Origin of the sequence: Zhongshania aquatica (assembly GCF_027257955.1) — a bacterium.
GTDB classification, from domain to species: Bacteria; Pseudomonadota; Gammaproteobacteria; order Pseudomonadales; family Spongiibacteraceae; genus Spongiibacter; species Spongiibacter aquatica.
Genome location: NZ_JANZNQ010000008.1, coordinates 140,564 through 167,093 on the forward strand (window position 1 = coordinate 140,564; position 26,530 = coordinate 167,093).

The following is a 26,530-nucleotide window of genomic DNA, read 5'->3' on the forward strand; positions in this document are numbered from 1 at the left end:
CAAACACACAATCAACGCAATACCCAAACCGGCGCATTACACATATTAGCAACACCAAGCAACTTACTTGGTGACGCCCAACATATATTCGGCCACTTCACGACGAAGCTCAGGAGATAAATGCCCCTGCGGCGGCATGGCGGGGTAATCCGTCCGTACTTTATGCGGTGCGGCAATATAATCAGCAATACCCTGAGCATCGTTGCGATATAGCGCCTGTACCGTTAATGTCGGAGGGCCAATCATTCGTAGGTTATAAGCGTGACAGCCCGCGCAGATACCTTGATATAGCAATTTGGTGCGATTTTCGGTTGTTACCACTTCATTCGGCGCGCCACCGGGAATACGCATAGTCAAAATATCAGAGGTATCTTTGCGCTCACATTCGCTCCATTTTTTTACACCAAAACGGGTATAGCGTTCGCGATTGATAATGCAATTATCAGGCTCTTGTGCCGAACCTAAGTTAGCAAGAATATCAGGGCCACGGCGACTGAACTGGGTCAACATTAAGGCCTTAACATCAGCAACGGGATCTGCGCCGTTATCGAACATTAAGTTATCAAGGAATACCATGCGATCTGGATTGGGCTCTGAATCTGGATCGCTAGAAATATCCGTAATAAACGCCAAATCAGTAATGACAATACCGGCGGTTTTATTGCCAGAGACTATATTGCCTTCGACAATCACGTCGTCGGCAGCCATCACCACAATGCCGATGCCCGGTGGCACTTTAGAAACAATTGAACCCGCCGCACCGAAATTAGCGGTATTGTTGTTAACCACAAAGTTATTGCGGAGTATCACGTCATAGGTTGTTTTGATCGGCAGGCCCGGTGTGATAAACACCAGCAAGCCCGCAGTATTGTCATGGGCATAGTTATTTTCTACCAAGGCATGACGGGTATTTTCGATTTCTATACCGGCGACATTGTCGAAGACTTCGTTATGACGAACATCAACGTTGTCGCACATTCCCACATAAATTGCCGCGTCTTCGATACCACTTAATACGTTGTATTCAATAAGACCATTTTTACCAAACTGAGGGAAAATGCCGTACACGCCGGTATCGATAACTTTGTTATACCGAATCACGAAATTATTACCGGCCTGCCCCATGATGGCGTTACCCTTGTAGTGGGTAATGGTCAGCCATTCAACGGTAAAATCGTTACCAGAATACAGAATGGCGTCGTTGCGAACCCCCTCGCCCTCCATTACCGGCCACTCACCGTCCTGGACGACACCGCGAATAGTGATGCCATCCTTATCGACGTAAACACTCTCTTTATACGTACCGGGATACACTAGAATGACATCGCCAGTGTTAGCTTTATTCACCGCGCTCTGAATCGAATCTCCATCCTTCACTGAGATTTCAGCCGCCATCAAACTCGGCACAGCCAACAGTAGGCCAAGCCACAACAGCCCCATGGGGATTATTTTCTTCATTGTTGTGCTCCTATATATCCAGAGACTGGACGATTAATGCGTCAATATTTGCGTTGCCACGGGCTGCAGGCCCGAGGGCACTTTTGTCGGTAGTACTGGCGTAAAACTTTGATCAGTTAAGGTCTTTAAAAACGCCACCAATAAATCCAATTCATGATCGGTCAAGTTCGGTTCCCAGATATGCCAATGCAAACTTAAGTGCTCGCCTTTCGGCACCGCATGGCCGCGACCACCGGTATAAAACGCCACGGTTTCACGTAGTGTTTTAAATCGACCGGAATGCATATACGGCGCAGTTAGCTCTATATTCCTTAACGTAGGAACACGGAAGCCACCGCGCTGCGACGCATCACCGGTAATCGCCTGCACGCCGGCATCCAGCGGAACGCCATCTGGCTCAGGCGTTCCAATGACTGCAATTTGCTGATTGGTAAATGCCGGCGGCGTATGGCACTCCGCGCAGCGTGCAACAAAGGAGCGAAACACATTCATTCCCTCTATTTCTGGCTGTGTGAGCACTTCATGAAAGCCATTAGCGTATAAATCGTAACGACTACTCAATGACACCAGCGACGACTCAAAAGCCGTCAATGCCGTGTATACCTGCTGTAGATCAATTTCTGACTCACCAAATGCCAGCCTAAACAAATGCCGGTAATTGTCGTTTTGCTGCAAACTTGCTAACAATTGCGTCGGAGTATTCGCCATCTCCTCTTGCGAAAACAAAGGACCCTGCATTTGCTCTTCAAGTGAAGACGCTCGCGCATCCCAAAATAACTGCCGCAAGAAACCCACATTCCAAAGCGTGGGTGCCGAACGATGCATTACCTCACCATGCCGACCTATGCTCCCGGCCAAACCGTCGGCAAAGCCTCGCGCCGGTTGATGACATGACGAACACGCCATGTCGCCATCAAGCGATAATATCGGGTCAAAAAACAGCAAACGGCCAAGATCAATTTGCTGAGCGCTAAAACCCTCACGCAGTAGTGGCAACCCCGTCTTTAAGCCGCCAACCCCCGATGATTGCAAGGAAACATAATCACTGTAAAAACTTTGCAAGTAGCAGGCGCCATCTTTTAGATGAAAGCCCGCGGGACAAACCTCGCTCAAGTTCCACTCTGTGTCTGCGTCGGTGGGCATTGATGCAATGCCCAAAAGCAAAACCAGAAGCGGGAGAATCCGTCTACGCATACTTAGTCAGCCAAAGACTGGATATAGGCAATGACATCTTTTGCTGTCTCGGCATCGGGCAAAGTCTTACCCATCATGCCCATTTGATAACCGTAACGATCCGCTTCATCGGCACCGCGAATACCATCGCGAAAGTGGTCGAACTGCTTTAGTAAATACCAGTCATCGACACCCGCCAATGCTGGCGCTTGAAGTTTGTCATTACCTTCGGCGGCAGGACCATGACAGGCACCACACAAATTCGAGTAGTAATCAGCGCCGCGCTTAATATTGCCATCTAAGGTCTTAGCCGCAGGCTCAGCGCTAAAGCTCGCAATGTAAGAAACGACAGCATTCACCGCCGCCTCATCAGGAAGTGTCTTCGCTATCGCCTGCATTTGAGCGCCGTAGCCGTCTTGCGGGTGACTACCGCGTAAACCACTTCTAAATCCGTTTAGCTGGCGAAACAAATACCAATCTTGCTGATTAACGAGGGAGGGTGCACTTAACGCTACATTGCCCTCGCCCTTGGCACCGTGACAGGCAGCGCAGGCCGCATAGAGCGCCTTGCCATCGGCAGAGGAAGACTGCTGCAATACTTGCAGGGCATCAGCTGCGGCTTTCTCGCTGCTAACATCAGGGACATTGTCATTACTACATGCTGCCAACACCACACACAGCAATAGCGCTAGTCGTTTCATTCCGCCGATCCTTCTCTGTTCTGGGTTAATCAAATCACGTAAATTGCCGCGTCAAAATGCACATAACATCATCATTAGACGGTGTAAGGCGGCTCGGTCAATAACTTGTCTTTTCTTAAATTACCCAACAAAACCACTCGAGGCTATACGTCAAATGGAGCAATTTAGCTGTATTTTATGAATTTTAGCGTCATTATTATTGTTGTTCGACTCAATTACACTATATTAGAAAAAAGTGTCTTAAAGACGATTGAATAGCGATTTAGTCATGTTGTCAATGACAACACCGATCAAACCAATTTTGTGCACACCAAGGTTATTTTTAGCGACCGGATCAAGCAAAGCCAATATATTCACATACTGGGAGCAACGCCAAAATAGCGCAATCCTCCGTCACTTAAACCAGATATAAAAATAGGTCAAATAAAAACGGCACTATAAAAGTGCCGTTTTGCGATACAAGATGAGTTGTTAAGCGAAAATATTAGGGCTTATCGGTGTATAAAACAAATTCGCCACTGCCGCTATACGACTTCACACGCCAGCGATAAGTACCTGAACTCCCATTATAGGTGACTGTTTCTTCTGAGCCATTAGTTGCTCCGGAAGCCACCACCGACCAGCTCTGAAATATAAAGCCGCCGAGTTTTTCTAGATACAAATCAAAGTCTGCAGCTGCCGGGCCTTGTAAGAATCCGCGGAATTCGCCAGCGCCACTGCTAAAGCCACTACTGTTAGGGGCATAAAACTGTGCGTTAGTGCCCGTCAGCGCCCCGCTTGTTTGATCGCACTCCGGACAGGGGCCACTACCTGGCAATATTACTTTCACGGTTTGAGCACCGCTTACTTGCTGGTTTGCGGTATCAGTGACCGTGAGCGCGACGGTGTAGCTGCCCGATGAAGAAAAGTCATGACTTGGCGCAATACCACTCGCCGTAGCGCCATCACCAAAACTCCACTGATAGCTCGCAATACCATTATCATCGCTCGAACTTGCGCCATCAAAGCTACAGCTCAAATCTGCGCAACTGTAGGTAAAGGACGCGCTAGGTGGAAAATCTGTTGGGTTGCCGTTGCCGGCCTCCGAGACCTGCAGCAGTAAATTCGGCGAACCGCTTCCAATACTACTAAGCCTACCCGCAACACCTTCACTAACTAACTGTGTAAATACTGCGGCGGGATTTGCGGAAGGCCGCTGACCGAGTATTAATGCTGCGGCGCCAGCAACGTGGGGCGATGCCATCGATGTACCGCTAATAGTATTGGAGTCATTATTACTCTGATACCACGCCGAGGTAATTGAAGAGCCGGGGGCAAAAATATCGACACAGCTTCCTTTGTTAGAGAACGACGAGCGCGCATCATTTGAGCTAGTCGAGCCCACTGTGATTGCTTCCGCAATGCGGTTAGGCGAACCTGAACATGCATCGACATTGTCATTGCCGGCGGCTACTACAAAAGTGACACCGGCAGCAATAGCCGCTTTAACGGCCTGATCTAAGGCCTCGCTGACAGCGCCACCTAAACTCATATTAGCAACCGCTGGCTTAATATGATTACCCGCAAGCCAGTCTATTCCAGCGATAACGCCCGAATTACTGCCCGATCCACTGCAGCCCAATACACGCACTGGATGCACTATCGCACCCTTGGCAACACCCCAAGTTGTACCCGCAGCAGTTCCCGCAACGTGTGTCCCATGTCCATTACAGTCGTCGATATCGGCAGGATCGGTGCTAGAAAAAAGAAAGCCGCCAGATACAAAGTTGCGACCACTACCAACACGACCAACAAATTCTTGGTGACTGGTTCGCAGGCCAGTATCGACTACATATATATGTACGCCGCTGCCATTGCTGCCATATTGATAATTTCCATCCAAGGGCAAACTCGGCTGATCAACTCGATCTAATCCCCAGGTCGCGCCACTTTGGGTGGCAGCAATCGTCACTGTGCGATCTTGCTCAACCAAACTAACCAGGGGGTTTTGCGCCAATAATGCCGCCGCCTCGGGACTAAGCTGTGCCACAAAACCGCGCACGGTGTGCTCAAAACTACCGAGTAAAACGCCGTCCACGCTATTTAGCAGGTCACTAATAACGTCGCCCAAGGGTAAAGTGGAAACGAGGGGCAAATCTAATTTATCGAGCAGAACAATATACTGGCCATCAATAGGCTCACCGGCGGTAAGCCCATCTGACACCGATGCTTCTACCGCACTTACTTGCGCGTCTACCTCATCGACAACAGCCGCTAAACCACCGCCACTGCCACCGCCACATGCCGACACTGACGCTATGATTAAACTGCCGAGTAATACTCGCCCACGTAATATTACTGCCATACCCCTACCACCTTTTTTTATTCATTTATTCGAATTTATTGAAACTGCCTTATTCATTCCCTGCACTGACCAGCCCTTAGGTATTCGCTGCCAACCATTAAAGACATCCTTGCACCAACTCAAAATACGTGAAAACGCTCAGCTAAGTGAACAGCAATACGGACTTACCAAACTGCACAAAATGTGTTTTAGCTACCAACGCGCATAATGATCCTCTGCAAAGCCCCAGCAATTTTCGACGTGAATAAGCTCGCCCGCCAAACGAATCTCGCCGTCGAATACGCCAAAATGCTGAGTAAAATTAGAGTCAATAAACAGTGCATTGATCTTCTCTTTACGCTGCCCCATCGGCGTAAATCGCAAATTCACAATGCCGTCCGCTGACTGCATTCGCCACGGACTATTGGGCAAGTAACGGCTAAATTGAAAGTTCACCATGTCTACCTTAATCAGGCGATCATCTAGCCACAGTGCATTCTCGGTAAACCCTGTTTCATTGACGCCAGCGGCCAGATTCATTCCCAAACGGCGACCATCAGCCAACGTCGCCGACATGCTCCCCCAGTTCCAGAAGGTTTCGCCGCGCATATAACCGGCGGTCCAATCTACCGACGCCAAGGCCTTAATCTGGGTCAAATCGATTTCATCCCCCGCCCACAAAACACGTCCCTTGCAGGGTAGAGCCGCTGTTTTTCGGGTATACACCCAGCCTTGATACCCCGCGCGACTGCACATGGCTAGGGGTGAAGAACCAGACTCATCAATCACTGCGGCAATATCGACACCATTACTTAGCGAGACGTTTAGCGCACGACGCCCCGATCCTGCCGAGATGGAAATGCTATTTCTGCCACTGTGAAAAGAAGCGGCGCCATTCTCAGGCCGCAGCCCAATATCAGTCTTTCTGGCCAAGGGCTGCATAAAGCTGAACTCTTCAAACCGTTGACTCTTCGGCTCATATAAGTAGACAAAGGCATTGCTCACCCACTTCAAATCAACAATCGCCACACCCACGATCAACTCTGGGCTCACAAGTGCAACAAACTGAAACTGATTAAACTTGAAATGCTTGGCTAGGCGTCCTAATTTACGGTCCATCGGCGAACGCAAGTCATAATCCCGAAAATTGATGTACTGAATTCCGTCCTCAAATAGGCCATACGTCGGCTGGCCGTCTGGGCCAATCAATACCTGATTAGGATTCATACCGCCATTCTCATTATTTTTATATTACCTAGTACACAAGTGTCGACATTTTGTGACAACGGACCACGAGGGTCAAATTCGCAACGCCTAAGATGTGACCCATAAGACATTGCGGGCCGCTTTCTGCTAAGGCAAACTGAGAACAGATCACTAAAGTCGTCTAAACGGGCATCACCACTTAATGCTTAATTCATTGAATTCCAATAAGTACAGCAACCCGCAACATCAGCTCTATTTGGCAACCGAGTCATGAGCGAGTCCCCCAGCCTTAGCATGGACGTATTTATCCAAGCCAAACAAGACCTTACTCTTTACGCCCCGGCGGCAATGATGAGTGGAGAATTTAACAACACCGATTTCGACCCGGCCATGTACGCGCAAAAGGCTATTTACTACCCACCATCAATGGTTCGCGCCAGCCGTAAACGCCAAGCTGAATATTTCGTTGGTCGCTACCTTGCCGATCAAGCCATGAGTCACTTCGGAGTAAACCAATTCAAACTCCTTGCTGACGCCAAGCGCTGTCCGCAGTGGCCAAAAACACTGGTGGGCAGCATCACCCACACCGATAACTATGCGGCCTGTATTACCGCCGAAAAATCTGAGATCTCAGCGCTCGGTATTGACGCCCAAGACATCCTCAATGAGGAGCGCGCCGAACGCCTGCAATCCCGTATCATCGACAGTGCTGAGTCACGCCTCATTTCAGAGAGTAGCCTGTCAGCCGCCCTAGGGCTCAGCCTGTGCTTTTCGGCAAAAGAATCTATCTATAAAGGGCTGTACCCACAGATCCAGCAGTATTTTGGCTTCAACGCCGCCAAATTACATACAATCGATAGCGACAACAACATACTCAGCTTTCGCTTCGATCCAGCCCTTCATGTGTTGCACAATGACCGCAATATACTGGACATTCGCTACCATATAGATGATCAACGCGTACTTACTTGCCTAATGCTGCACGTAAAAAAGAGGTAGGTAATACGGTTACCGCCAATGAAGGCCCCAAGGAAACATCAATACATTAAAAGTATCGCCCAACAATGAGAAAAACAGTTGAACAATCCTAGCGTTCCCTTACTCTAAGCCCCATCATTTTTAATTCGCACTCTCGACGGTGAACCGCGTAAACTTGCGCCATCCTTACTCAGTAAGCGCTATCACAAATAACTTAGGACAGCAGATTGCCACTTTTAAAATCCTTATCGAAAAAGCCATCAGCATCTAAATCAGCCTTTCGCTTAAAGGGAGGCCTATTCCCGCTTACACTGCTAGAAATCAGCCACTACGAGCGCGCAGATTTCGAACAACAGTTAACAAACAAGGCAGCCGAAGCGCCGATTTTTTTCAATCAAACACCTGTCGTACTCAGTTTTGAAGAATTCGACGGCGATATAAGCACACTACCGCTGGGCGAACTAGTCAATATTTGCAAAGCCCAAGGCCTGTTACCGGTCGCCTTACGCAACAGCAACACAGAATTACAAACACAGGCCAAGCATATCGATTTAGCCATTATGCCGGTGGGCCGAGTTAAACCAAGTAAAGACGTAACGGAAGCAGAACCCGAAACCGCGCCCCCAGAAAACACAAGTGTTGCCGAGAAAAACGAAGACACCGACGAGCCGAACGCCGCCCGCTCAGCGGAGGCGCGAAGTGAGTTTAGCCACAGCCCAACAAAAACCGTGACCACGCCCATTCGCTCAGGACAACAAGTTTACGCTCCGGGCGGCGACCTGATTATTATGGCGTCGGTATCTGCCGGAGCCGAGGTATTAGCCGACGGCAACATTCATATTTACGGAGCCTTGCGCGGCCGCGCCCTCGCTGGGGTTCGCGGCGACACCTCCGCACGTATTTTTTGTCAGAGCTTGGAAGCAGAACTCGTTTCCATCGCTGGCAACTTTAAAGTCGATGAAGATCTTCGCAAAGATCATTGGAAATCAGCCGTTCAAGCCAGCCTCGACGAGCACACTCTGTGTATTACTCCGCTTGTTTAAGAGACAGCTGAACGCCACATAAATTTTTAACACGCAACGACCAAAAAAGGATCAAACCCTTGGCCAAAATAATTGTAGTTACCTCAGGAAAAGGCGGTGTGGGTAAAACCACCACTAGCGCCGCGATCAGCAGCGGCATTGCCATGCGGGGTCATAAAACCGTCGTTATCGACTTTGATATCGGCCTTCGCAACCTCGATATCATCATGAACTGTGAACGCCGCGTGGTGTATGACTTTGTCAACGTCATCAATGGCGAGGCCAATCTTCGTCAAGCCTTGATTAAAGATAAGCGCGCAGAAAATTTGTATATCTTGCCCGCCTCGCAAACCCGTGATAAAGACGCACTCACAGTAGAAGGCGTAGAGCGCATTTTAAATGAACTTGCGGCCGATGGTTTTGAGTACATCATCTGCGACTCACCAGCCGGTATTGAACACGGCGCCTTTATGGCCATGTACTTTGCGGACATGGCCATTGTGGTTGCCAACCCCGAAGTGTCTTCGGTACGCGACTCAGACCGCATACTCGGTATTCTGCAAAGTAAATCACGCCGTGCAGAGCGTGGCGAACGAGTTGAAGAATGCCTGCTTCTCACCCGTTACAACCCCGAGCGAGTCGCCAAGGGCGAAATGCTAGGTGTTACTGACGTGGAAGAAATCCTCGCAACAAAATTGCTGGGTGTTATTCCCGAATCAGAAACGGTGCTTAAAGCGTCTAACCAAGGTATTCCGGTTATTCACGATATCGAAAGTCCAGCGGGTCAAGCCTACTCCGACGCAGTCGGCCGTTTACTTGGCGAAGAAGTTGAACACCGCTTCATGAGTGTAGAGCAGAAGGGACTCTTCAAACGTTTGTTTCGGAGGAGCGCATGAGCATATTCGATTACTTCCGCAGCGCGAAAAAAGATACCGCATCAATTGCCAAAGAACGCCTGCAAATTATTGTGGCGCATGAGCGCAATCAGCGAAATAAGCCCGACTATTTGCCTAAGCTACAACAGGAGTTGCTAGAGGTGATTCGAAAATACGTCGACGTCGATCAAGATCAAGTGGAAGTGCAACTCGACAACAACGGTAACTGCTCGGTGTTAGAACTCAACATCACCCTACCTGATCGAGTCTAAACACTGGTTTAACGACAATTTGATTGCTCATTTTCCGCAAGAGCAGCGACTGGAGGCATTAACGCCAGGTCGCTGCTTTTTAATTTAATCCACTAGCTCACCGGCACGAAGCCGTCGAATATATTCCAATTCACCCAGCGATATATCGTCCTTCGGATCTAGCGTCAGACACTCATTAAACTTTTTTTCAGCACCCGCCAAATCGCCCATCTCAATTAGGCTGTACGCCACGCCCCGCTTCGCTCGCGTCAATTCACTTAACTGCACATCCGGCGGCGAAAATCGTTCAGCAAAATCTTCTGCCTCTTGAAACAAGACCAAGGATTTCTGCCAATTCCCCTTCATGTGATAAACATGCCCCAACTCCGATAAATACGTCGCGTTGGCGGGAGACAGAGCGATTGCCTGTTCCAGCAACTCAGCAGCCCCATCCACATCGTCCATTTCAATAGTCGCATAGGCTTTCAAATACAGCGCCTGCGAACACAGGGAGTCGACGGCTATCGCATCAGTTTTGCTCTCCCCCGCTAAGGACATATAGTAAAGAGTTTCTATCAGACTACGAGAGGCGTACACCCTTTGCGACGAATTCCTATACCGCCGATCACACTGCACAATTACCGTATCAAAATGGCTAATCGCAGCCCGCGGATCAAAGTTCATAAGGGCGTCGAAACCGTCTTTCATGAGCGTTTCTTCAGCTGAGACATCAGCAGCGACAGCCGAATCACTTGAGTGGGTTTCCGAAACGGGTGCGATTCCGCATGCGGCCAAACCCAAGAAAAATGAAATAATAACCAGCCTTTTAATAGAAAACAGAGGTTTAGATGAATAACTAAACGGCATTACTCCTCCCCCGACCAGTCACGTATCGCCTCAAGTTCCGGCGGATTATGCTTAATTACAAATCGCACTGACTCAGCCAATATTCGCTGTCGCGTTACCTCCTTCGACATGAAATGATCAGCGCCGCTAATCTCGATAAATTCGTAAGGCTTTTTCGCCGCATGTAATTTCTTGGCCATCCGCTCGCTGTGAACAATTTCCACGATGGTATCGTCATCACCATGAATTAGCATGATTGGCGCGTCAGCGCGCTCTGCAAGCGTGTAGGGAGAAATGGCGTCCAGCCGATCATCGCTAGTACTGTCCGCACCCATAAACTCCTTCCAGTAACGCAGCGAATTACGTTTTTTCTCAAACTGCTTATCTCTTAGAAAAAGATTCAAATCCGACACTGGCGCGATAGCCACGGCGCAGCGATAAACCCCCTGTTGCACGGTGACCCCAGCCAGCGCCGCGTAGCCGCCATAACTAGCACCAACAATACAGGCACGATTTGGGTCAATTGTTCCCTGCTTCGCCAAGGCGGCAACGCCATCAGAAAGATCGGTTTGCATTTTGCGGCCCCACTCACCAAAGCCCGCATTGCGAAAACCAACACCATAACCACTAGAACCCCGAAAATTTGGCTGCAACACCGCGTAACCTCGACTGGCAAAAGCCTGCGCCAACCAATTAAACTCGGGGTAATCTCGCGACTCGGGGCCCCGGTGCGGCAATATCACCACGGGCAAATTCTTGGCCTCACGATGTGGAGGTAAAGTTAAAACCGCTGGGATATCCAAGCCGTCTGCAGCCGCGTAATGGAAACTTGTTACCGGCCCAATTTGGCTCGCTTTAAAACCGGGATAGCGCCAGCCAATTTCCACCGCACTGCCCTTGGCAATATCAACCAACCACCACGTGCCGGTATCCCCCGCGCCATCAGTTCGCACCACGATACGGCTTAAGTCATCGCTCGCCGCTTCAAAATTAACGTTTAATCCCGGAAATGCCTTACGTGTTCCCCGTACCCGTGCCTCTAATTTATCATCTATCATTTCTAAGCGAGGATTATCGCCACTGATCACCACACCGCTAAACAGACCCGTTATTTTATTAAAAACATACCTATCAACATTTACCTCAGGATACAGCTCCACTGGCTCCGAGCTACCGTCTAAAGGCATTTCCAACAAGTAGCCAGCGCCATCTCTATCATGACTTACAAAAAGTACGGTACCCTCTGTGCGCCCCTGCCCAACAATGCCGTTACGCCCAAAGGGATCTTTAGATTTAAATAGCCGATCACCGTGATTCCCCGCGTACAGTTCCCAATCGGTGCGGATATTATCTTGGGTTTCTCGCGCCAAAATCGTCGGACCAGCCCCCACCAACCAACCACTCCCATCTTTGCGACCTTTAGCGATGACCGTTAATCGACGCTTATCCAAATTAATACAGCTCACCTCAAGCTCAAAACCCGAAATCCAAGATTCCCGGGAAAATGCATTCCTGCTTAAGGGCAACGTATCAATACATTGTAACCAGCCTTCGTCTGACATGACTGGCGGGTGTATGCCGAATGCGGCATTCAATACCTTGGTCGACTTAGACATGGGCCAATATAAGTCTTTGGATTTGGTATCTAAAATAACGAGGTTAAGCAGCTCATATTTATAACCGTAAAACATACCCAGATTCTGCGTAGAACTGGTAATAACGACTACATAACGCTCACCCACCCAATATAGATCACGCGCTTTAATGTCACCCATATCGACTTTTATAGCGATCTCCTTACCCACGTCACCGACGACTAATAAGCGACGATCCTGAATCGTCGCCAACATTGCCTGCTGCCGCCCAGATGAGGAAAGCGCAACCATATCAAGACTGGGTAAATGTCCATAAAGCGATAAAGCGGGAGGCTGAAGGGAATCAACAACTGTGCTAGGTGCGGCTTCGTCTGCAAAAAGCGGCTGCGACAGTAAAAACACCAATGACAAGGCAAATATAAACGTATTCTGTATCATCCGTGGCACCTAACATCCCTAAAACTTAACATCCACAAGAGCTTAAAAGTCTCGTAAAGAGCCGTCGAGTTTGTGGCGAATCTAACAAATTTAGTGCCAAGAATACAGATGCTTTGCTTAGCCTCACAGCATATGCACAAATAATTATTTTGTGTAATTGTCAGCACGCCAAACTAGTACATTACCGAAACCCCCAATACACTAGCAAGCATGGCTTCCAACCACTAGCACACAACTATACATGCCAATAAAAGACATACTTAGCCTTCTAGCGATTGCCCTTACCATCATTGGTTTCGCGCCCTACATCCTAGCAATTTACCGGGGCCATACCCGCCCCCATATGTTCTCTTGGCTAATTTGGGGTATTACAACAAGCGTCGTTTTCTTTGCGCAACTCAGCGCAAACGGCGGCCGCGGTGTTATTGCTATTGGTATTTCGGCCGCCATTACCTTTTATATTGCCTTGTTAGCCTATAGGCACAAAGCCGACATCAACATTACTAACAGCGACTGGCTATTCTTATTATTCGCACTTTCTTCGATACCGGCATGGTATTTGGCTTCAGACCCAACCATTGCGGTGATCATTCTCACGAGTGTTGACTTACTTGGTTTCGGCCCCACCCTGCGTAAAGCTTATCAACATCCGCTAGATGAAAACCTCACTTTTTTTGGCATCTTCGCTCTGCGGAACGCACTTGTCATCGCGGCGCTAAGCCACTACTCCATAGCAACTGTGCTTTTCCCATTTGCCGTTGGGATATGCTGCATAATATTGATAGTATTAGTCCTCGCACGGCGACGCAGCGCCCGAAGACAATAGGCAAATAATTAGACTGCGAAAAATTATTTTTAAATTGCGCTAACACAGAGTCTTATATGCAACTTCGCGTCCTTCTCATACTATTTTCAGCCATGCCCGCGTTCGTTAATGCAGCAGACTGCGAAGACACAGATATATTTAACGAAAAACTACTCGTCAATGCGGTGAGCCAGCTTGTTTCACGCTATGGCCCTAAAGCCACAAGCCAAGCCATTTACAGCTGCGAAAGCGGCCCCGGCGCAAAACGCCTCATCAAGCTAGCGGCCCACGAACAGGACGAAAAGTTCACCTACTACCGAATGGTTAGCTGCGATTTAAATAGCAGTACAGAACAGATTGCCTGCGAAGCTAGCGAAGGGCGGCGCATCAAATATCACGATGCAACCATCGATACTGACAACGCGACGGACGACAAAAGCGTTGATGAAACGCAAACCAAGAATTCCCTACAGGCACTAGATTGTTTTAGTCAGGGGTTACAGGCTGGCACGGTAAAAATAAGAAAATATAATCGATTGCTCGACACAAATCTCGACATCCCTCTTGCCCTTGACACCACCATAAATTCGATCAATGTACTCCCTGGTTTCCGGCGTTATATTGTTAACGTTGCACCGCAACAATATCGATTTAGCATCGAGCTAGACAAAGAATACGGCTGCTTTATTGAACCTTTAAAATAGCGTCTTAACGCTGCCGGGCCAAATACCGATCCAATTGGTTCGCAAATGCCTGCTTGTCTGTCGCAGAGTATGCTGCAGCACCACCACCACTATGGACACCAGACGAACGCATGGTGTCCATGAAATCACGCATCATCAAGCGCCCACGCACATTATCTGAAGTAAGTAACTCCCCCCGCGGACTTAGCGCCAAGGCGCCTTTCTCAATAACCTCAGCCGCCAGTGGAATATCACTAGTAATCACCAAATCTCCTGCGACAGCGCGACGCACAATCTCATTGTCCGCCACATCAAACCCACTGCTCACTTGCACCGCTGAAATATATCGCGACGGCGGCACCCTCACCGCCTGATTTGCGATCAGCGTCAAAGATACACCGGTTCGTTCTGCGGCCTTAAACAGTATCTCCCGAACCACCATAGGACAGGCATCAGCATCCACCCAAATTGTCACCGTCACCTCACCACTCCCCAAAACCATCAGGTATTATCAAGCCACTGCGTATTGTAGCGATTTGCTCGTCGGATGTACTCATGCAATATGCCGTGGCAAAAGACTGGGAGATCGAGAGAACGACTCACAGAATAGGCATATTCTCGACAGGATTTAAACGAGACAACAGAATTAACAGGCACATCCTACCACCTTGCCGAACCGCCCTAGGGAAAGTACGAATATCAGCCCTAGTTAGCCTCGCCTAGACTGAGGACTTTGCAAAAACAACGATGAGCGTCAAATGATGCAGAGATCTGTCGCATGAAGGATCTTTTTGCGCGATTAACAAGCAACGAAGATGAAAAGGGAGGCAGTGACCACCCCAATACGCCCCATCGCCTGCACTTTAACAAAATAGAGTGGCTGAGAAATACGGTATGGATGGTATCCGCCGTCGCAATAATCGCGATTGCCGCCTACATCGATCAACTCAACAATCACAACTACCAAGCTCAAGCGCGAGTTCAGGCAGATAATTCACTTAAAATTATTGCAGCACGCCTAGAAGGAAATATTCTCGGCAACCTACAAACTGCAAAAGCCATGGTCTCAGCGGTAAACGTCAACCCTGCCATTGATCAAGCCGGTTTTGCTGAGTTCGCAAAACCCCTGTTCGATGGCAGTGCGCAACTTAGGAATATAAGTGGCACTCGAAACCTTAAATTATTGTATATGTACCCACTAGAGGGTAACGAGAGCGCCGTCGGCTTTGACTATCGAAATCGAGCGGACCAACTAAAAGACCTTCTAAGAGCTCGCCAGTCACGTAAAGCTATCATCTCTGGACCTTTCGAATTAATCCAAGGTGGACAAGGGCTTATCGCCCGATTGCCGGTAGTACTTGAGAATTCAACCGATAAAACCGCAGAACTATGGGGGACTATTTCTGCCGTTATCGACTTGCAGAGCCTCTACGACGCCAGTGGGCTACTAGAAACAAAAACCAATCTCAATATTGCCATTCGAAAAATAACTGAAGATTCCTCAGCCGTTTTCTTCGGCAATATGAACGGATTCTACGCAGAATCTCACCCAGTCATAACCGCAATACAAATGCCGTCAGGCGACAAATGGGAACTTGCGGCAATCCCTAAAAATGGCTGGCCATTGCTCGCCAAAAACGCCAGTACACTGCGTATTTATCTGATCTTCGCCGGCATAACCATCTTTTCGATGATTATCGTGATATCACATCAAATAAACCGCCGGCAAAGAAACAATCTTCTGCTTCGCAGCCTATTTGATTTATCCCCCAACGGGATAGCACTCAGCGATTTCTCAAACGGCGCATTTTTACAGGTGAATGACGCACTACTAAACAGCACTGGCTACACACGAGAGGAATTCATTACCTTAAATTACTGGCAGCTCAGTGCAACGAACAAAGATGAAGCGGAGCAATATCAAACTCGCGCATTGCTGAAGAACGGTCGCTACGGCCCCTATGAACGCAACTATATTCGCAAAGACGGAACCGAGTTTCCTGTTAGGCTAAGCGGTGTTCTCATACGCGATGACTCAGGTAAATCCTTTGTTTGGTCTATTATCGAAAACATTTCAGCACAGAAAAAAACCGCCGAGATCATGCAGCGTCAGCAATCCCTAATGCGCTCAATGGGAGCTCAAGCGCGAGTTGGTGCGTGGGAATATATTGTCGGTGCGGACAAAACCTATTGGTCTGAAATGACAAGAAAAATATTCAAAGTCAGCGATAGCTTCATACCTAGCCATGAAAACCTTAAGAAGTTCTATCACACTAAAGAAACACTTCAACGAATCAATAGAGCAATGTCAGAAGCGATATCCGACGGAGTGCCCTTTAGTGAAGAAATAAGAATTCGCACAGAAAACGGTCATGACACATGGATACAAATCACCGGCCAAGCTGAGTTTAGTCAAAATAAATGTATCCGTGTTTATGGCTCTACACAAGACATAGACAGCCGCCGAAAAGTACGCGACGAGCTCATTGACGCCAAAGAAAAAGCCGAAGCTGCTGTTCACGCAAAAAGTGAATTCTTAGCCGTAATGAGCCACGAAATACGCACGCCAATGAACGGCGTACTTGGCATGCTCAATCTATTAGAAAACTCGAAGCTCGATACTGATCAAAATCGCAAAGTACACATTGCTAAAACCAGTGCACAATCACTGCTAAATTTAATAAACGATATCCTCGACTTTTCAAAAGTCGATGCGGGAAAACTGCAACTGGAGAATATCGTTTTTAATATCCGAAATTTATTTGATGACATCGCCGCTAGCCAAGCACTAAATGCACAAGAAAAGGATTTGGAATTAATCATTGATCAATCGGCAATTAATCAAAGCTGGGTATCTGGCGACCCCGCCCGACTTCGCCAGATCATTACCAACTTACTCGCCAACGCGATTAAATTCACCTCCGAAGGTAATATCATTTTACGCGCCGGACTGCGATCTAAACACGGTCAACTGCTTCTTAATTGCGCTATTACTGATACCGGCATTGGCATACCCAATAGCGAGATGAAGCGACTCTTCACACCTTTCACTCAGATTGATGCAAGCACTACTCGAAAATTTGGTGGTTCAGGTCTGGGATTATCGATATGCAAAAACCTGTGTGAACTCATGGGCGGGAGTATTTCGGTCGCGAGTACCTATAACGAAGGCAGCACATTCACGTTTAGTGTCATTCTGCAAGAAGGGAACAGTAAGGAGCGCATAGAGCAAACACCATCTTCAATGGGCAAGCGACGTTACTTTATTATTGACGAAAATACAGAATTCACTGCCGCTATTGGCAAACAACTGCAGCAGTGGGGGGTAAATATTAGCCCTATAGAACACAGCGAGGAATTACTTAGAGAAATACCTTCAGCATCAGACGCAGCGACGTCGGACATCATTATCCTCGGCGTAAGAAAACATTCAATTCAAACGGTTGAATCACTAATAGGTCAACTCCGTCAGCACAGCGTCTTCAAAAATTCGGTTATCATTTTAGCTAGCAACATCGATATTGCGAATATCAATATAGACATATTAGACAAGGTAAATGCATGCTATTTAAAACCGCTTTCTTACATTGATTTGACGGAAACATTAATACTTACATCCGACACGAAAACCTTTAAGTCACCACGAAGTATCGGTGCGCTAACGAAGACCAAGGATAAAAAAGCTAAGGGCAATACGGAAAGAAATATTCATAAAAATACGCTAAAACACGAGGAGTTCAGCAAGTACAGAGTGCTTCTGGTTGAAGATAATCCGGTAAATCAAGAAGTGGGGCGCTGCACGCTCGATGAACTTGGAGTATCTGCAGATATCGCTGAAAACGGTAGCCGAGCACTGGAAATGCTCAACAATACCGACACTTTAAACCCCTATTCACTCATTCTTCTGGATTGCCAAATGCCAGAAATGGACGGCTATCAAGTATGTAAATATATTCGTAAAGGCCGCGCAGGCGATATCTATCGCGATGTTCCAGTAATTGCACTTACCGCAAACGCGATGTCTGGTGACAAAGAGAAATGCATGAGCGCAGGCATGAATGACTACCTCTCCAAGCCATTCACACCAAATGAGTTAGTGGAAATACTTCGAAAATGGCTTCCTGAGATTTCGTTAGATGCGCAGACTCCACCCAAAGCAAGCACCGATCTGACGAAGTCGTCTAGCGATATACCTATGTGGGTAAGTGCTAAAGCATTAGATAGCGCAATGGGACGACCCGATGTATTAAAGAAATTACTTCATCTATTTTGCGAGCAAATAGAATCGCAAATTAAGCAGGCCGATCTTGCTTATGAAAAGTCTAATCTCGATGAGATTTCATCAATTGCTCATGCGGTAAAAGGTAGCGCAGGACAGCTCCATGGCATGCAACTTCATAAATGTGCTGCAGAGCTAGAAAAAGCTGCCTCTTCCGGAGACAGTGCAGCAGTAAATAAGCTATATCATGACTTTACATCACACTGCCAAAACCTCACCCGCTGCTTTGAGAGCTATTTACAAGACACTGAAACAGCGTCATCCAAGACTGAATTAATCTAACTAATCAAATAGCGCCCCGCAGTAATAGCACTTTATAATAGCCGCAACCCTAGCCATAGCTACGCACCATGAACTTCTCACAGCGGGCGCTCAAACTCGATACATTACTTGAACAACACCAGTCATTTTGGCGATTCAATGCGTATAGCGAATTAGGCACCCCGCATTTAGACAAGCATCCGGCACTCCTTACCTTCCTACTAGCGCTTTCTGACGAAGCGGTCGTCGAACTGCAACGGAATGATCAATACTTGCTGACGACTTTAACGCCCTACTTTCACGCTGCAGATGAGCTACACCAACTCATCACCTTAAATTCCCCCCCATCATACGGATACAGCGAGCCGCCTAGTGGCATACCGGGTCGAAAATGGCAGCAAATACAAGCTTATATAGAAGCAAATTCCCTACAGACTGCAGAAGAAAACACGACTTGCGATGCTCACCACAAGACAAAGATAATCGAGTGGTGCAGTGGCAAAGGCTACTTGGGCCAAGCCGCAGCAAAGCGATATCAACTAAAGAGCGTCGGACTTGAAATAGACTCATCACTCGTTACAGCGGGCAATCATAGAGCCGCATCGACAGACGTCGACCATGAAATCATTCTTTGCGATGTACTTAGCGACGCCGTATTCGCACAAATTGATCACTCAACACAATTAATGGCACTTCATGCCTGCGGCGGACTTCATCAACGTTTGCTACACGTCGCCGTTACCAGCAATAGCCCTGAGCTAAGCTTTTCACCGTGCTGCTATCATCGCTTTAACAATGGCGAGTATCGAAGCCTTTCAAATACATTGAAACACAGCGGTTTAGTCTTAAATAATCAAGATCTACGTACCGCAGTCAGACAAACTAGTACAGCGCGCAGTGGCGAAATCACCGCGAGACGCCAACTTCAAGCCAGGTATTTAGCATTGCGGATTCTGCTAGATGAACAAGGGCAAGCCGCCAATACGACATTGCCTTCCGTGCCCCAGCAGTGGAGTAAAGTAGAGTTTTTAGATTGGCTAAGCCACATACTAAAACTCAAACCGCTGACAATAACCATTCCCGACAATATTAATGACTATGAAGCGCGAGGCTGGCAGCAGCTATACATTGCCGAGCGTATCGACCTTGTCCGTATGGCCTTTCGACGCGCCATAGAATTACGCTGTGTGCTCGACAGCATCTTGTTTCTAGAAGAACATGAATACGAGTGCAGGCTAAGCGAGTTTTGCCCCACCTCACTTACGCCAAGAAACCTGTTCATTCGCGCAACAAAACGCCGTGCTTAAGGCAAACCCGCACAACTAGTTTGCCAGACGTGTTTCGCGCCACGCAGCAATCGGAGATAATGCCCGCTTTTAGCGCGACTATCCTAGGATTCCTTCATGACACTTCAACGCCTCCGCCTCGCCAAGAACGAAGACAAACGTCTGCGCAGCGGTCATTTATGGATTTATAGCAATGAGGTAGACGCCAGCGCGACACCACTGCGCAATTTCTCAGCGGGCGAACACGTTGTAGTAGAAAACCAACAGGGCAAGAGCTTGGGCGTCGCCTATGTAAACCCGCAGTCTCTAATCTGCGCGCGACTCATGAGTCACGATGAGCGGCCTATCGATGTGAACTTTCTAAAAAAGCGGATCAAATCTGCCCTCGCGCTGCGCGAAACGCTGTATGAACATCCCTGCTACCGACTTATCTATGGTGAGAGTGATTTACTGCCGGGCCTCGTTGTCGACCGTTTCGGCGACCACCTCTCAGTACAGCTCAATACCGCCGGCATGGATGCAATGCGCGACATTATCATTGAAGCCCTTGTGCGCATGCTGCAGCCGCAGTCAATTCTGTTACGCAACGATGCCGCAGTTCGTAAACTTGAAGGGCTGGAGCTAGAGGTTGTCACTGCCTATGGCGAGGTTCCAGATGAAGTCGAACTGATTGAAAACGGTGTGCGTTTTCTCGCGCCACTCGCAGCGGGTCAAAAAACCGGCTGGTTCTACGACCAACGCCCCAACCGGGAGTGGTTGCGCACCTTAGCGCCAGGTAAGCGCGTACTAGATGTGTTTAGCTACGTCGGCAGCTTTGGTGTGCAAGCTGCGGTTTTTGGCGCAAGCGATGTTTGGTGCGCCGACATCTCCGAATCCGCACTTGATATGGTGCACAAAAACGCCGAGCTCAACGGTGTTGCCGACAAACTTAGCACCGTACAGGGTGATGCCTTTACAACGCTTAAATCATTGAAAGAAGCTGACGAGCGCTTTGATGTCATTATCGTAGACCCACCGGCGTTCATAAAACGTAAAAAAGATCAGAAAGAAGGCATTTTAGCCTATCGCCGTATCAACGAAATGGCCATGCGACTGTTGAATCACGACGGTTTTCTCATTTCCGGCTCATGCTCAATGCATATGCCAAGAGAGGAAATGCTAGATTTAGTCCGCGCTTCAGCCCGTCATATTGATCGCCACGCCCAAATTCTTGCGGAGGGTATGCAGGGAGCCGACCATCCAGTTCACTCGGCAATACCTGAAACGCGCTATTTAAAAGCCGTATTGAGCCGAATTTCTCGTGTCTAACTTTTGCTTAATAACTCGCTTAGCAAGCTCTGATCGATATAGGTAATTCAAAAATTAAGGCAGCGTCAAACTCAAGACACTTATTTTTGCGCTGCCTTCTTTAACCGCTTCACTTCATACATATGCTGATCAGCGTATTTAAGTAAGGCCTCATAATCTGTCGCGTGATGTGGGTAAATAGACCAGCCGATACTCGCCTTCAGCGTGTATTTCCCTTCCTTGAGTGAAAGCGGTTCCTTCAGGATCTCCTCAATCCGTCGCTCTCCTCGCTTCGCGTCCTCTTCATTCCCCATGTCACGGCTAATAATGCAGAACTCATCACCACCTATACGCGCCACCGTATCAATTTCCCGAACTCGATGCCGCAAACGACGACTGAACACTTCTAATATCTCGTCGCCAAAATGATGACCATATTGATCATTCGCTTTCTTAAAATCATTTAAATCAATAAAGAATAAGCAGAATGTACTTCCGCTCTGTTCACAGCGAGAAATTTCTGATTTTAGTAATTCCAAAAAATGACGGCGATTTATCACCCCAGTGTGGGCGTCGTGATTGGCTAAGTAATGATATTCGCGCCGCTCTTTCAATAACTTAGTACGCAAGCTTTTAGAGGTTTTATTGTAATAAAGCGCAACAAAGGCAATAAAAAAATGGGTGGTAAAAATGCTAACAAAAAAAGCAAGGCCATCATCGACATCGGGCATCGCATTTTGTATCGGAATACCTAAGTAAGGCGCTGCGAACAGCAGCGACCACGATAGCGTCGCGAGAAGCCCCCAAATTATTCCCGCCTTGAAATCGATACTGAGCGTAGCAACGGCAGGGAAAATAATCAGACAAATAGCCGCCGGAGATTCAATCCCGCCGGTCATGATCGCGAGATAGATTAAAGCCAAACCTAGAGAGGCAATAAGCGTATTCACTGCTAAAACGCGCTGATTCAATGTGCGTAAAATATAGATCGACAGCAGCGCGCCAACACCAATGAAGATGAAGAACACCCTTAGTATATGTACGCTGTGCTCTCCCAAAGGAAGAAAATATGTGGCAACAAAAATAATAAGCGAGACATAAAACAGGACGCTAAGGATTAAACTGGCGACAAAACGATGACGATACAACCTCGCATTGCCGCCACCGGTTTTAGAATGAAATGAGTCTACTAATGAAAGTATGTTAAAACTGTTAAACTTAAACATCCTAAGCCTAATACTCCTTTTTAGCGCACTTCACCCGTAAATCAGCGCGCCACAAGCTAAAGCAAAGCTACAACCACCGGCCCATTTTCGTAAATTGTGGCGGCAAGCCAGTAACTAAGCAACTCGCAGGCGTCATTCCTAGCCACACATCCCCCTACGCTGAGCAGCACTATTTGAAATCAGCCGCACTGTGCCGCTCAACTACCTGGGTCTTCTCATCACCCCAGGGACGGTTCACACGAAGCCCACGCCGCACCGCTGGTCGCTCAGCAATCAATTCTGCCCACCGTACAACGTGACGGTAAGAGGCAACATCAAGAAACTCAGCGGCATCGTATAAACGACCTTGCGCCAGCGCACCGTACCAAGGGAAAGTCGCCATATCTGCAATTGTATAGTTGTCACCACATAAATAGGTGTTTTGCGACAGGTGCTTATCCAATACATCTAGCTGTCGCTTTACCTCCATCGTGTAGCGATCAATGGGGTATTGATACTTTTCTGGCGCGTAGGCGTAAAAATGTCCAAATCCACCGCCGAGAAACGGAGCGCTACCCTGCTGCCACATTAACCACGACTGACAAGCAGCTCGCTCAGCAGGATCTTTGGGGTAATAAGCATCAAATTTTTCAGCCAGATAGAGCAGAATGGCCGCCGACTCGAATACTCTTATCGGCGGGCTTACACCTCGATCAAGTAAGGCGGGGATTTTGGAGTTGGGATTTATTTCCACAAAGCCGCTGCTAAACTGATCCCCCTCGCTGATATTGATCGTGTAGGCGTCGTACTCTGCCGCATTAATACCGAGTTCTAATAACTCCTCTAACATCACTGTCACTTTCACCCCATTGGGGGTGGCCAGTGAATGAAGCTGCAGATCGTGCTCCCCTACCGGCAATACTTTATCGTGGGTAGCACCAGATATTGGCCGATTGATATTGCTAAATTTGCCGCCGCTTTGATTGTCCCACTTCCACACCGCCGGTGGCGTGTAGGTATTAAAGTCTGCCATTGGAAGATTCTCCTGCTAAATATCAAAAATCAATCTTGTTAGTTAAATTGATCGCCGCACTCATACACTCTATCAATAGATTACCGCACGCGCGAAACCTAGGGCACCGCCAGGCAACATCTAAACTGCAGACAAAGCAACACGCCTCAGATCAATGACTAGGCGACGCCACTGACGCCTCCTGCGCCACTTTGGCTCGACGCCAAAAGCCCTGATGAATTGCCAGCGCGAGAAAAATCAAACCCGCTCCCAGCAAAATCGCCACAGACACGGTCTCGTTTGCCAACACCACACCTAATATTATTGCCAGGATTGGCGTAATCAATGGAATCAGAGACACTGTCTCAACAGCCATGTGTTTCAGTATTGAATAGTAGGCGACAAAGCCCACCAATGAGCCAAACAGCGACAAATACAATAACGACCCTAGGGACTGCGAGCTAATATAAATAGGCTCAACACCAAAGACAAACACCCAGCTCAGCGCCATTCCCGGCAAGGCAAATGCCATTGCGCCAAGTGCTTGTTCAATGGGTTCAACCGCCATTTCTGCGTTTAGCTTTTTCACCCACAATGCACTTGCCGAAAACAGCACATTGGACAGTAGCATCAGCCCAATGCCGATATAGCTATCTCCCGTCACACTCACATCGTCAAATACAATGCACAGCAGGCCCAAACCGGCCAAAACAATCGCAAATACCTTGCGCGGCTGCAATAGATTTTCACCCAAAATAGGCCCCGCAAGTACGGCGGTAAAAAATGGCGTCAAACCAAATAGCAAAGCAATAAGGCCAGACGGCAGATACTCGGCAGCGAAATACACCAATGCCATATTCGGAAAAAGACTGATTGACGCCGCAAAATACAACTTCCAGTGTCGACGAATCGCTAGCCCCGCAAAGCCGCCAATGGTGCAAATAATGCTGCCCACGCCAAAGGCCAACGCAATTCGCATGGTTAGACCCGCAATTGGCTGCAGGGAATCACCGCCTAACTTTATTGCTAGCGGCGTTGTGGCCCAAATAAATATGACCAATACATAGGTCAACCTTACAAGCATGATCGTCTACCTGAATACTTGCCGAGACATTTATCTGTGGCCAGAAACGAAAAGGCCGCAGAGAGTGTCTGCGGCCTTTGAGAAATTTTGCGTTTTTAAATCAATGCATCATTTTTCTGCCGCACGCCATACCACCCAGCGCAATGCGAGATTGCGTTTGGCTGCAGCAAACATGACAGGACAAAGTGAATACATGATTTTTGACTTTCCGTTTTAAATCGGTGAAAACCCCTCGACTATAGGAGAAGAGCATATATCTACGCAAGCTTTTCTTAATCGTAATATTGGCACAAATAGACAAGGTCAGAGTCAACATCACGATTAGCAATCTAAACCCTACGACTCAAAACGCTTACAAAACAGTCTTTCAAGCGCGGTTATAAATCCTCTAAGCGATTCGCTGAGTGCGTCATCAACATCAGCTGATGCTCCTCCACATCAAGTAACTGTTCCAGCATGTCGGCAGCGGGCGTCGTCCCACAGCGGCTAAGTAAGTAACTATAAAGCGCTATCAACTGCTCGTGGATATCCCTAACCCGATCCATAAGTTGATTAGCCGAGAGTGTCGCCCACTCTTCGTCTTTGGTCGACGTATCTGGCAAAGGCTGTTTATTCAAAAACTCAGTGCACCACGTCCCTAGGGCATTATCACTTTCAATATGGTCAAAAGTAGACACCGTTTTAGCAAGCTGGCGCTCATGATCGGCTATATAGCCGCTAAGCATTTTTGTGCGTTCATCGTCAGACGCCGCAACACTAGACTCGATAAAAGCAGCGAAATTACGGTGGAACTCACCTGACCACGCAACCACATTGCCAATTGTTTCAATTTGCATTTTCGCCTTCCTCCTGTTCGTCATTCACTCGCAGCTCAACGAGCATCCATGTTAGTTGTGACAGGCGAATTTGCGCAGATACTCACGAGAATTAATTGAGTACCGCGACGATTTACTAATAGGCCTTGAGAATGGGGGATTCAGGAGGGATAGTTTTTTTGATAGGTCTCGGCCCCCATCGCCTCGATCTGTAGATCAATCATTTTATAAAACGCCGGTAAAATGGCGGAGTAATCCGATTCTGGCACCAAGCCATTAAGCGCTGCGACCGCCGCTTCAATAGTTGACAGGCCGTCTTGTCGTGGCGATTTTCGGATTTTATATTGCGATGTCTTTGTCGCTTGAATCGCTACACAAGGCAATTCAGCCAGCCAAGAATTTAAATACATTAGCCGTGCGACCTTTCGCCACGTACCGTCCAATAAAATAATATTTTTAATATCTTTGCGCTCTAGCTGATCGGCAGTAACGGCATTTTCTGCGGGAAACACCAGCACAGCCTCCGCTCGCCAATCAGGTCCGAGTATCGACAGTGGATCGAAATACTCACCAACCAGTCGCACCGCGCCGACAATAGACTTCTCTAGAATTGGTGCAGAAGAAAGAGCATGCTTGGCCTCTTTTTCATCTTGCAAAATGACGACACGATAAGGACAAGCCATGCTGACAAGTACATCGCAGAGGCAGGTTTTTAGAGGTCGTTCACAATCTGCACACGCAGCGCGCTTTGTCATACGGATACCAACAAAATATTAAATAAAACATAGTAGAACATTTTCGCGACGGCTGCGTTTCCTCAAATAACACTGCATAGAGCATCTATTGGCAATTAGCTAGCGGTCAAAAATCGCAAGATAGATAGAGGTTTGTAGGTTTTTATACAGTCTCAACGCTCGCATTTGCGGCTAGTTTGGAGCGCAGCGGAA

22 protein-coding genes are annotated in these 26,530 nt (G+C 47.9%); 9 read left to right on the forward strand and 13 right to left on the reverse strand.

Going from position 1 to position 26,530, the window contains the following annotated elements; genetic code table 11:
• Window positions 1-63: 63 nt before the first annotated feature.
• The 5 genes from O9X78_RS10265 to O9X78_RS10285 all read right to left on the reverse strand — a co-directional run bounded on the left by O9X78_RS10265 (window position 64) and on the right by O9X78_RS10285 (window position 6,882).
• A complete protein-coding gene (locus O9X78_RS10265) occupies window positions 64-1,458 on the reverse strand; it encodes a parallel beta-helix domain-containing protein (RefSeq protein WP_269619588.1) in 1,395 nt (464 codons plus the stop codon).
• A 33-nt stretch (window positions 1,459-1,491) separates the two neighbouring features.
• A complete protein-coding gene (locus O9X78_RS10270) occupies window positions 1,492-2,652 on the reverse strand; it encodes a cytochrome-c peroxidase (RefSeq protein WP_269619589.1) in 1,161 nt (386 codons plus the stop codon).
• 2 nt (window positions 2,653-2,654) lie between these two features.
• Window positions 2,655-3,332 (reverse strand): c-type cytochrome, encoded by a 678-nt coding sequence (locus O9X78_RS10275; RefSeq protein ID WP_269619590.1) that lies wholly within the window; start codon window positions 3,330-3,332, stop codon window positions 2,655-2,657.
• A gap of 484 nt (window positions 3,333-3,816) precedes the next feature.
• A complete protein-coding gene (locus tag O9X78_RS10280) occupies window positions 3,817-5,676 on the reverse strand; it encodes a S8 family serine peptidase (RefSeq protein WP_269619591.1) in 1,860 nt (619 codons plus the stop codon).
• Between the two features lie 192 nt (window positions 5,677-5,868).
• The gene (locus O9X78_RS10285) at window positions 5,869-6,882 is read right to left on the reverse strand and encodes a DUF2804 domain-containing protein (RefSeq protein WP_269619592.1); all 1,014 of its coding nucleotides are present in this window, start codon (window positions 6,880-6,882) and stop codon (window positions 5,869-5,871) included.
• 249 nt (window positions 6,883-7,131) lie between these two features.
• Here O9X78_RS10285 and O9X78_RS10290 point away from each other — a divergent pair, with 249 nt between their 5' ends.
• From O9X78_RS10290 to minE, 4 genes are all read left to right on the forward strand, one after another.
• The gene (locus O9X78_RS10290; protein ID WP_269619593.1) at window positions 7,132-7,860 is read left to right on the forward strand and encodes a 4'-phosphopantetheinyl transferase family protein; all 729 of its coding nucleotides are present in this window, start codon (window positions 7,132-7,134) and stop codon (window positions 7,858-7,860) included.
• A gap of 206 nt (window positions 7,861-8,066) precedes the next feature.
• On the forward strand, window positions 8,067-8,882 hold the full coding sequence (gene minC, locus O9X78_RS10295) for a septum site-determining protein MinC (protein WP_269619594.1): 816 nt from the start codon (window positions 8,067-8,069) through the stop codon (window positions 8,880-8,882).
• Window positions 8,883-8,941: 59 nt separating this feature from the next.
• Window positions 8,942-9,757: a septum site-determining protein MinD gene (minD, locus tag O9X78_RS10300; protein WP_269619595.1), complete on the forward strand. Its 816-nt coding sequence runs from the start codon at window positions 8,942-8,944 to the stop codon at window positions 9,755-9,757.
• Window positions 9,754-10,008: a cell division topological specificity factor MinE gene (minE, locus tag O9X78_RS10305; protein WP_219044372.1), complete on the forward strand. Its 255-nt coding sequence runs from the start codon at window positions 9,754-9,756 to the stop codon at window positions 10,006-10,008. Before minD ends, minE begins: the two co-directional genes overlap by 4 nt.
• An 84-nt stretch (window positions 10,009-10,092) precedes the next feature.
• Here minE and O9X78_RS10310 read toward each other — a convergent pair whose 3' ends face one another.
• Together O9X78_RS10310 and O9X78_RS10315 are read right to left on the reverse strand one after the other, a co-directional pair.
• The gene (locus O9X78_RS10310; protein ID WP_269619596.1) at window positions 10,093-10,854 is read right to left on the reverse strand and encodes a tetratricopeptide repeat protein; all 762 of its coding nucleotides are present in this window, start codon (window positions 10,852-10,854) and stop codon (window positions 10,093-10,095) included.
• The gene (locus O9X78_RS10315) at window positions 10,854-12,866 is read right to left on the reverse strand and encodes an alpha/beta hydrolase family protein (protein ID WP_269619597.1); all 2,013 of its coding nucleotides are present in this window, start codon (window positions 12,864-12,866) and stop codon (window positions 10,854-10,856) included. Before O9X78_RS10315 ends, O9X78_RS10310 begins: the two co-directional genes overlap by 1 nt.
• A 241-nt stretch (window positions 12,867-13,107) precedes the next feature.
• Between O9X78_RS10315 and O9X78_RS10320 the strand changes: the two genes are divergently transcribed.
• Together O9X78_RS10320 and O9X78_RS10325 are read left to right on the forward strand one after the other, a co-directional pair.
• Window positions 13,108-13,692, forward strand: coding sequence for a hypothetical protein (locus O9X78_RS10320; protein WP_269619598.1), 585 nt, complete (start codon window positions 13,108-13,110; stop codon window positions 13,690-13,692).
• A gap of 56 nt (window positions 13,693-13,748) precedes the next feature.
• Window positions 13,749-14,375, forward strand: a complete 627-nt coding sequence (locus tag O9X78_RS10325) for a hypothetical protein (RefSeq protein WP_269619599.1) — start codon at window positions 13,749-13,751, stop codon at window positions 14,373-14,375.
• 4 nt (window positions 14,376-14,379) lie between these two features.
• Here O9X78_RS10325 and O9X78_RS10330 read toward each other — a convergent pair whose 3' ends face one another.
• Entirely contained in the window at window positions 14,380-14,829 is a 450-nt protein-coding gene (locus O9X78_RS10330) for a YaiI/YqxD family protein (RefSeq protein ID WP_269619647.1), read from the reverse strand.
• 303 nt (window positions 14,830-15,132) lie between these two features.
• Between O9X78_RS10330 and O9X78_RS10335 the strand changes: the two genes are divergently transcribed.
• From O9X78_RS10335 to O9X78_RS10345, 3 genes are all read left to right on the forward strand, one after another.
• Complete coding sequence (locus tag O9X78_RS10335) at window positions 15,133-18,915, forward strand: response regulator (protein ID WP_269619600.1); 3,783 nt, start codon at window positions 15,133-15,135, stop codon at window positions 18,913-18,915.
• A 68-nt stretch (window positions 18,916-18,983) separates the two neighbouring features.
• Complete coding sequence (locus O9X78_RS10340) at window positions 18,984-20,201, forward strand: methyltransferase (RefSeq protein WP_269619601.1); 1,218 nt, start codon at window positions 18,984-18,986, stop codon at window positions 20,199-20,201.
• Between the two features lie 96 nt (window positions 20,202-20,297).
• Window positions 20,298-21,488, forward strand: coding sequence for a class I SAM-dependent rRNA methyltransferase (locus tag O9X78_RS10345; protein WP_269619602.1), 1,191 nt, complete (start codon window positions 20,298-20,300; stop codon window positions 21,486-21,488).
• 80 nt (window positions 21,489-21,568) lie between these two features.
• On the opposite strand, the gene O9X78_RS10350 is transcribed toward O9X78_RS10345, so the two are convergent.
• The 5 genes from O9X78_RS10350 to O9X78_RS10370 all read right to left on the reverse strand — a co-directional run bounded on the left by O9X78_RS10350 (window position 21,569) and on the right by O9X78_RS10370 (window position 26,338).
• Complete coding sequence (locus tag O9X78_RS10350; RefSeq protein ID WP_269619603.1) at window positions 21,569-22,693, reverse strand: diguanylate cyclase; 1,125 nt, start codon at window positions 22,691-22,693, stop codon at window positions 21,569-21,571.
• Between the two features lie 169 nt (window positions 22,694-22,862).
• Entirely contained in the window at window positions 22,863-23,705 is an 843-nt protein-coding gene (yghU, locus tag O9X78_RS10355) for a glutathione-dependent disulfide-bond oxidoreductase (RefSeq protein ID WP_269619604.1), read from the reverse strand.
• 151 nt (window positions 23,706-23,856) lie between these two features.
• Window positions 23,857-24,768 (reverse strand): DMT family transporter, encoded by a 912-nt coding sequence (locus tag O9X78_RS10360; RefSeq protein ID WP_269619605.1) that lies wholly within the window; start codon window positions 24,766-24,768, stop codon window positions 23,857-23,859.
• A gap of 377 nt (window positions 24,769-25,145) precedes the next feature.
• Window positions 25,146-25,604 (reverse strand): hypothetical protein, encoded by a 459-nt coding sequence (locus O9X78_RS10365; RefSeq protein ID WP_269619606.1) that lies wholly within the window; start codon window positions 25,602-25,604, stop codon window positions 25,146-25,148.
• Window positions 25,605-25,744: 140 nt separating this feature from the next.
• A complete protein-coding gene (locus O9X78_RS10370) occupies window positions 25,745-26,338 on the reverse strand; it encodes a tRNA-uridine aminocarboxypropyltransferase (protein ID WP_269619607.1) in 594 nt (197 codons plus the stop codon).
• Between the last annotated feature and the right edge of the window lie 192 nt (window positions 26,339-26,530).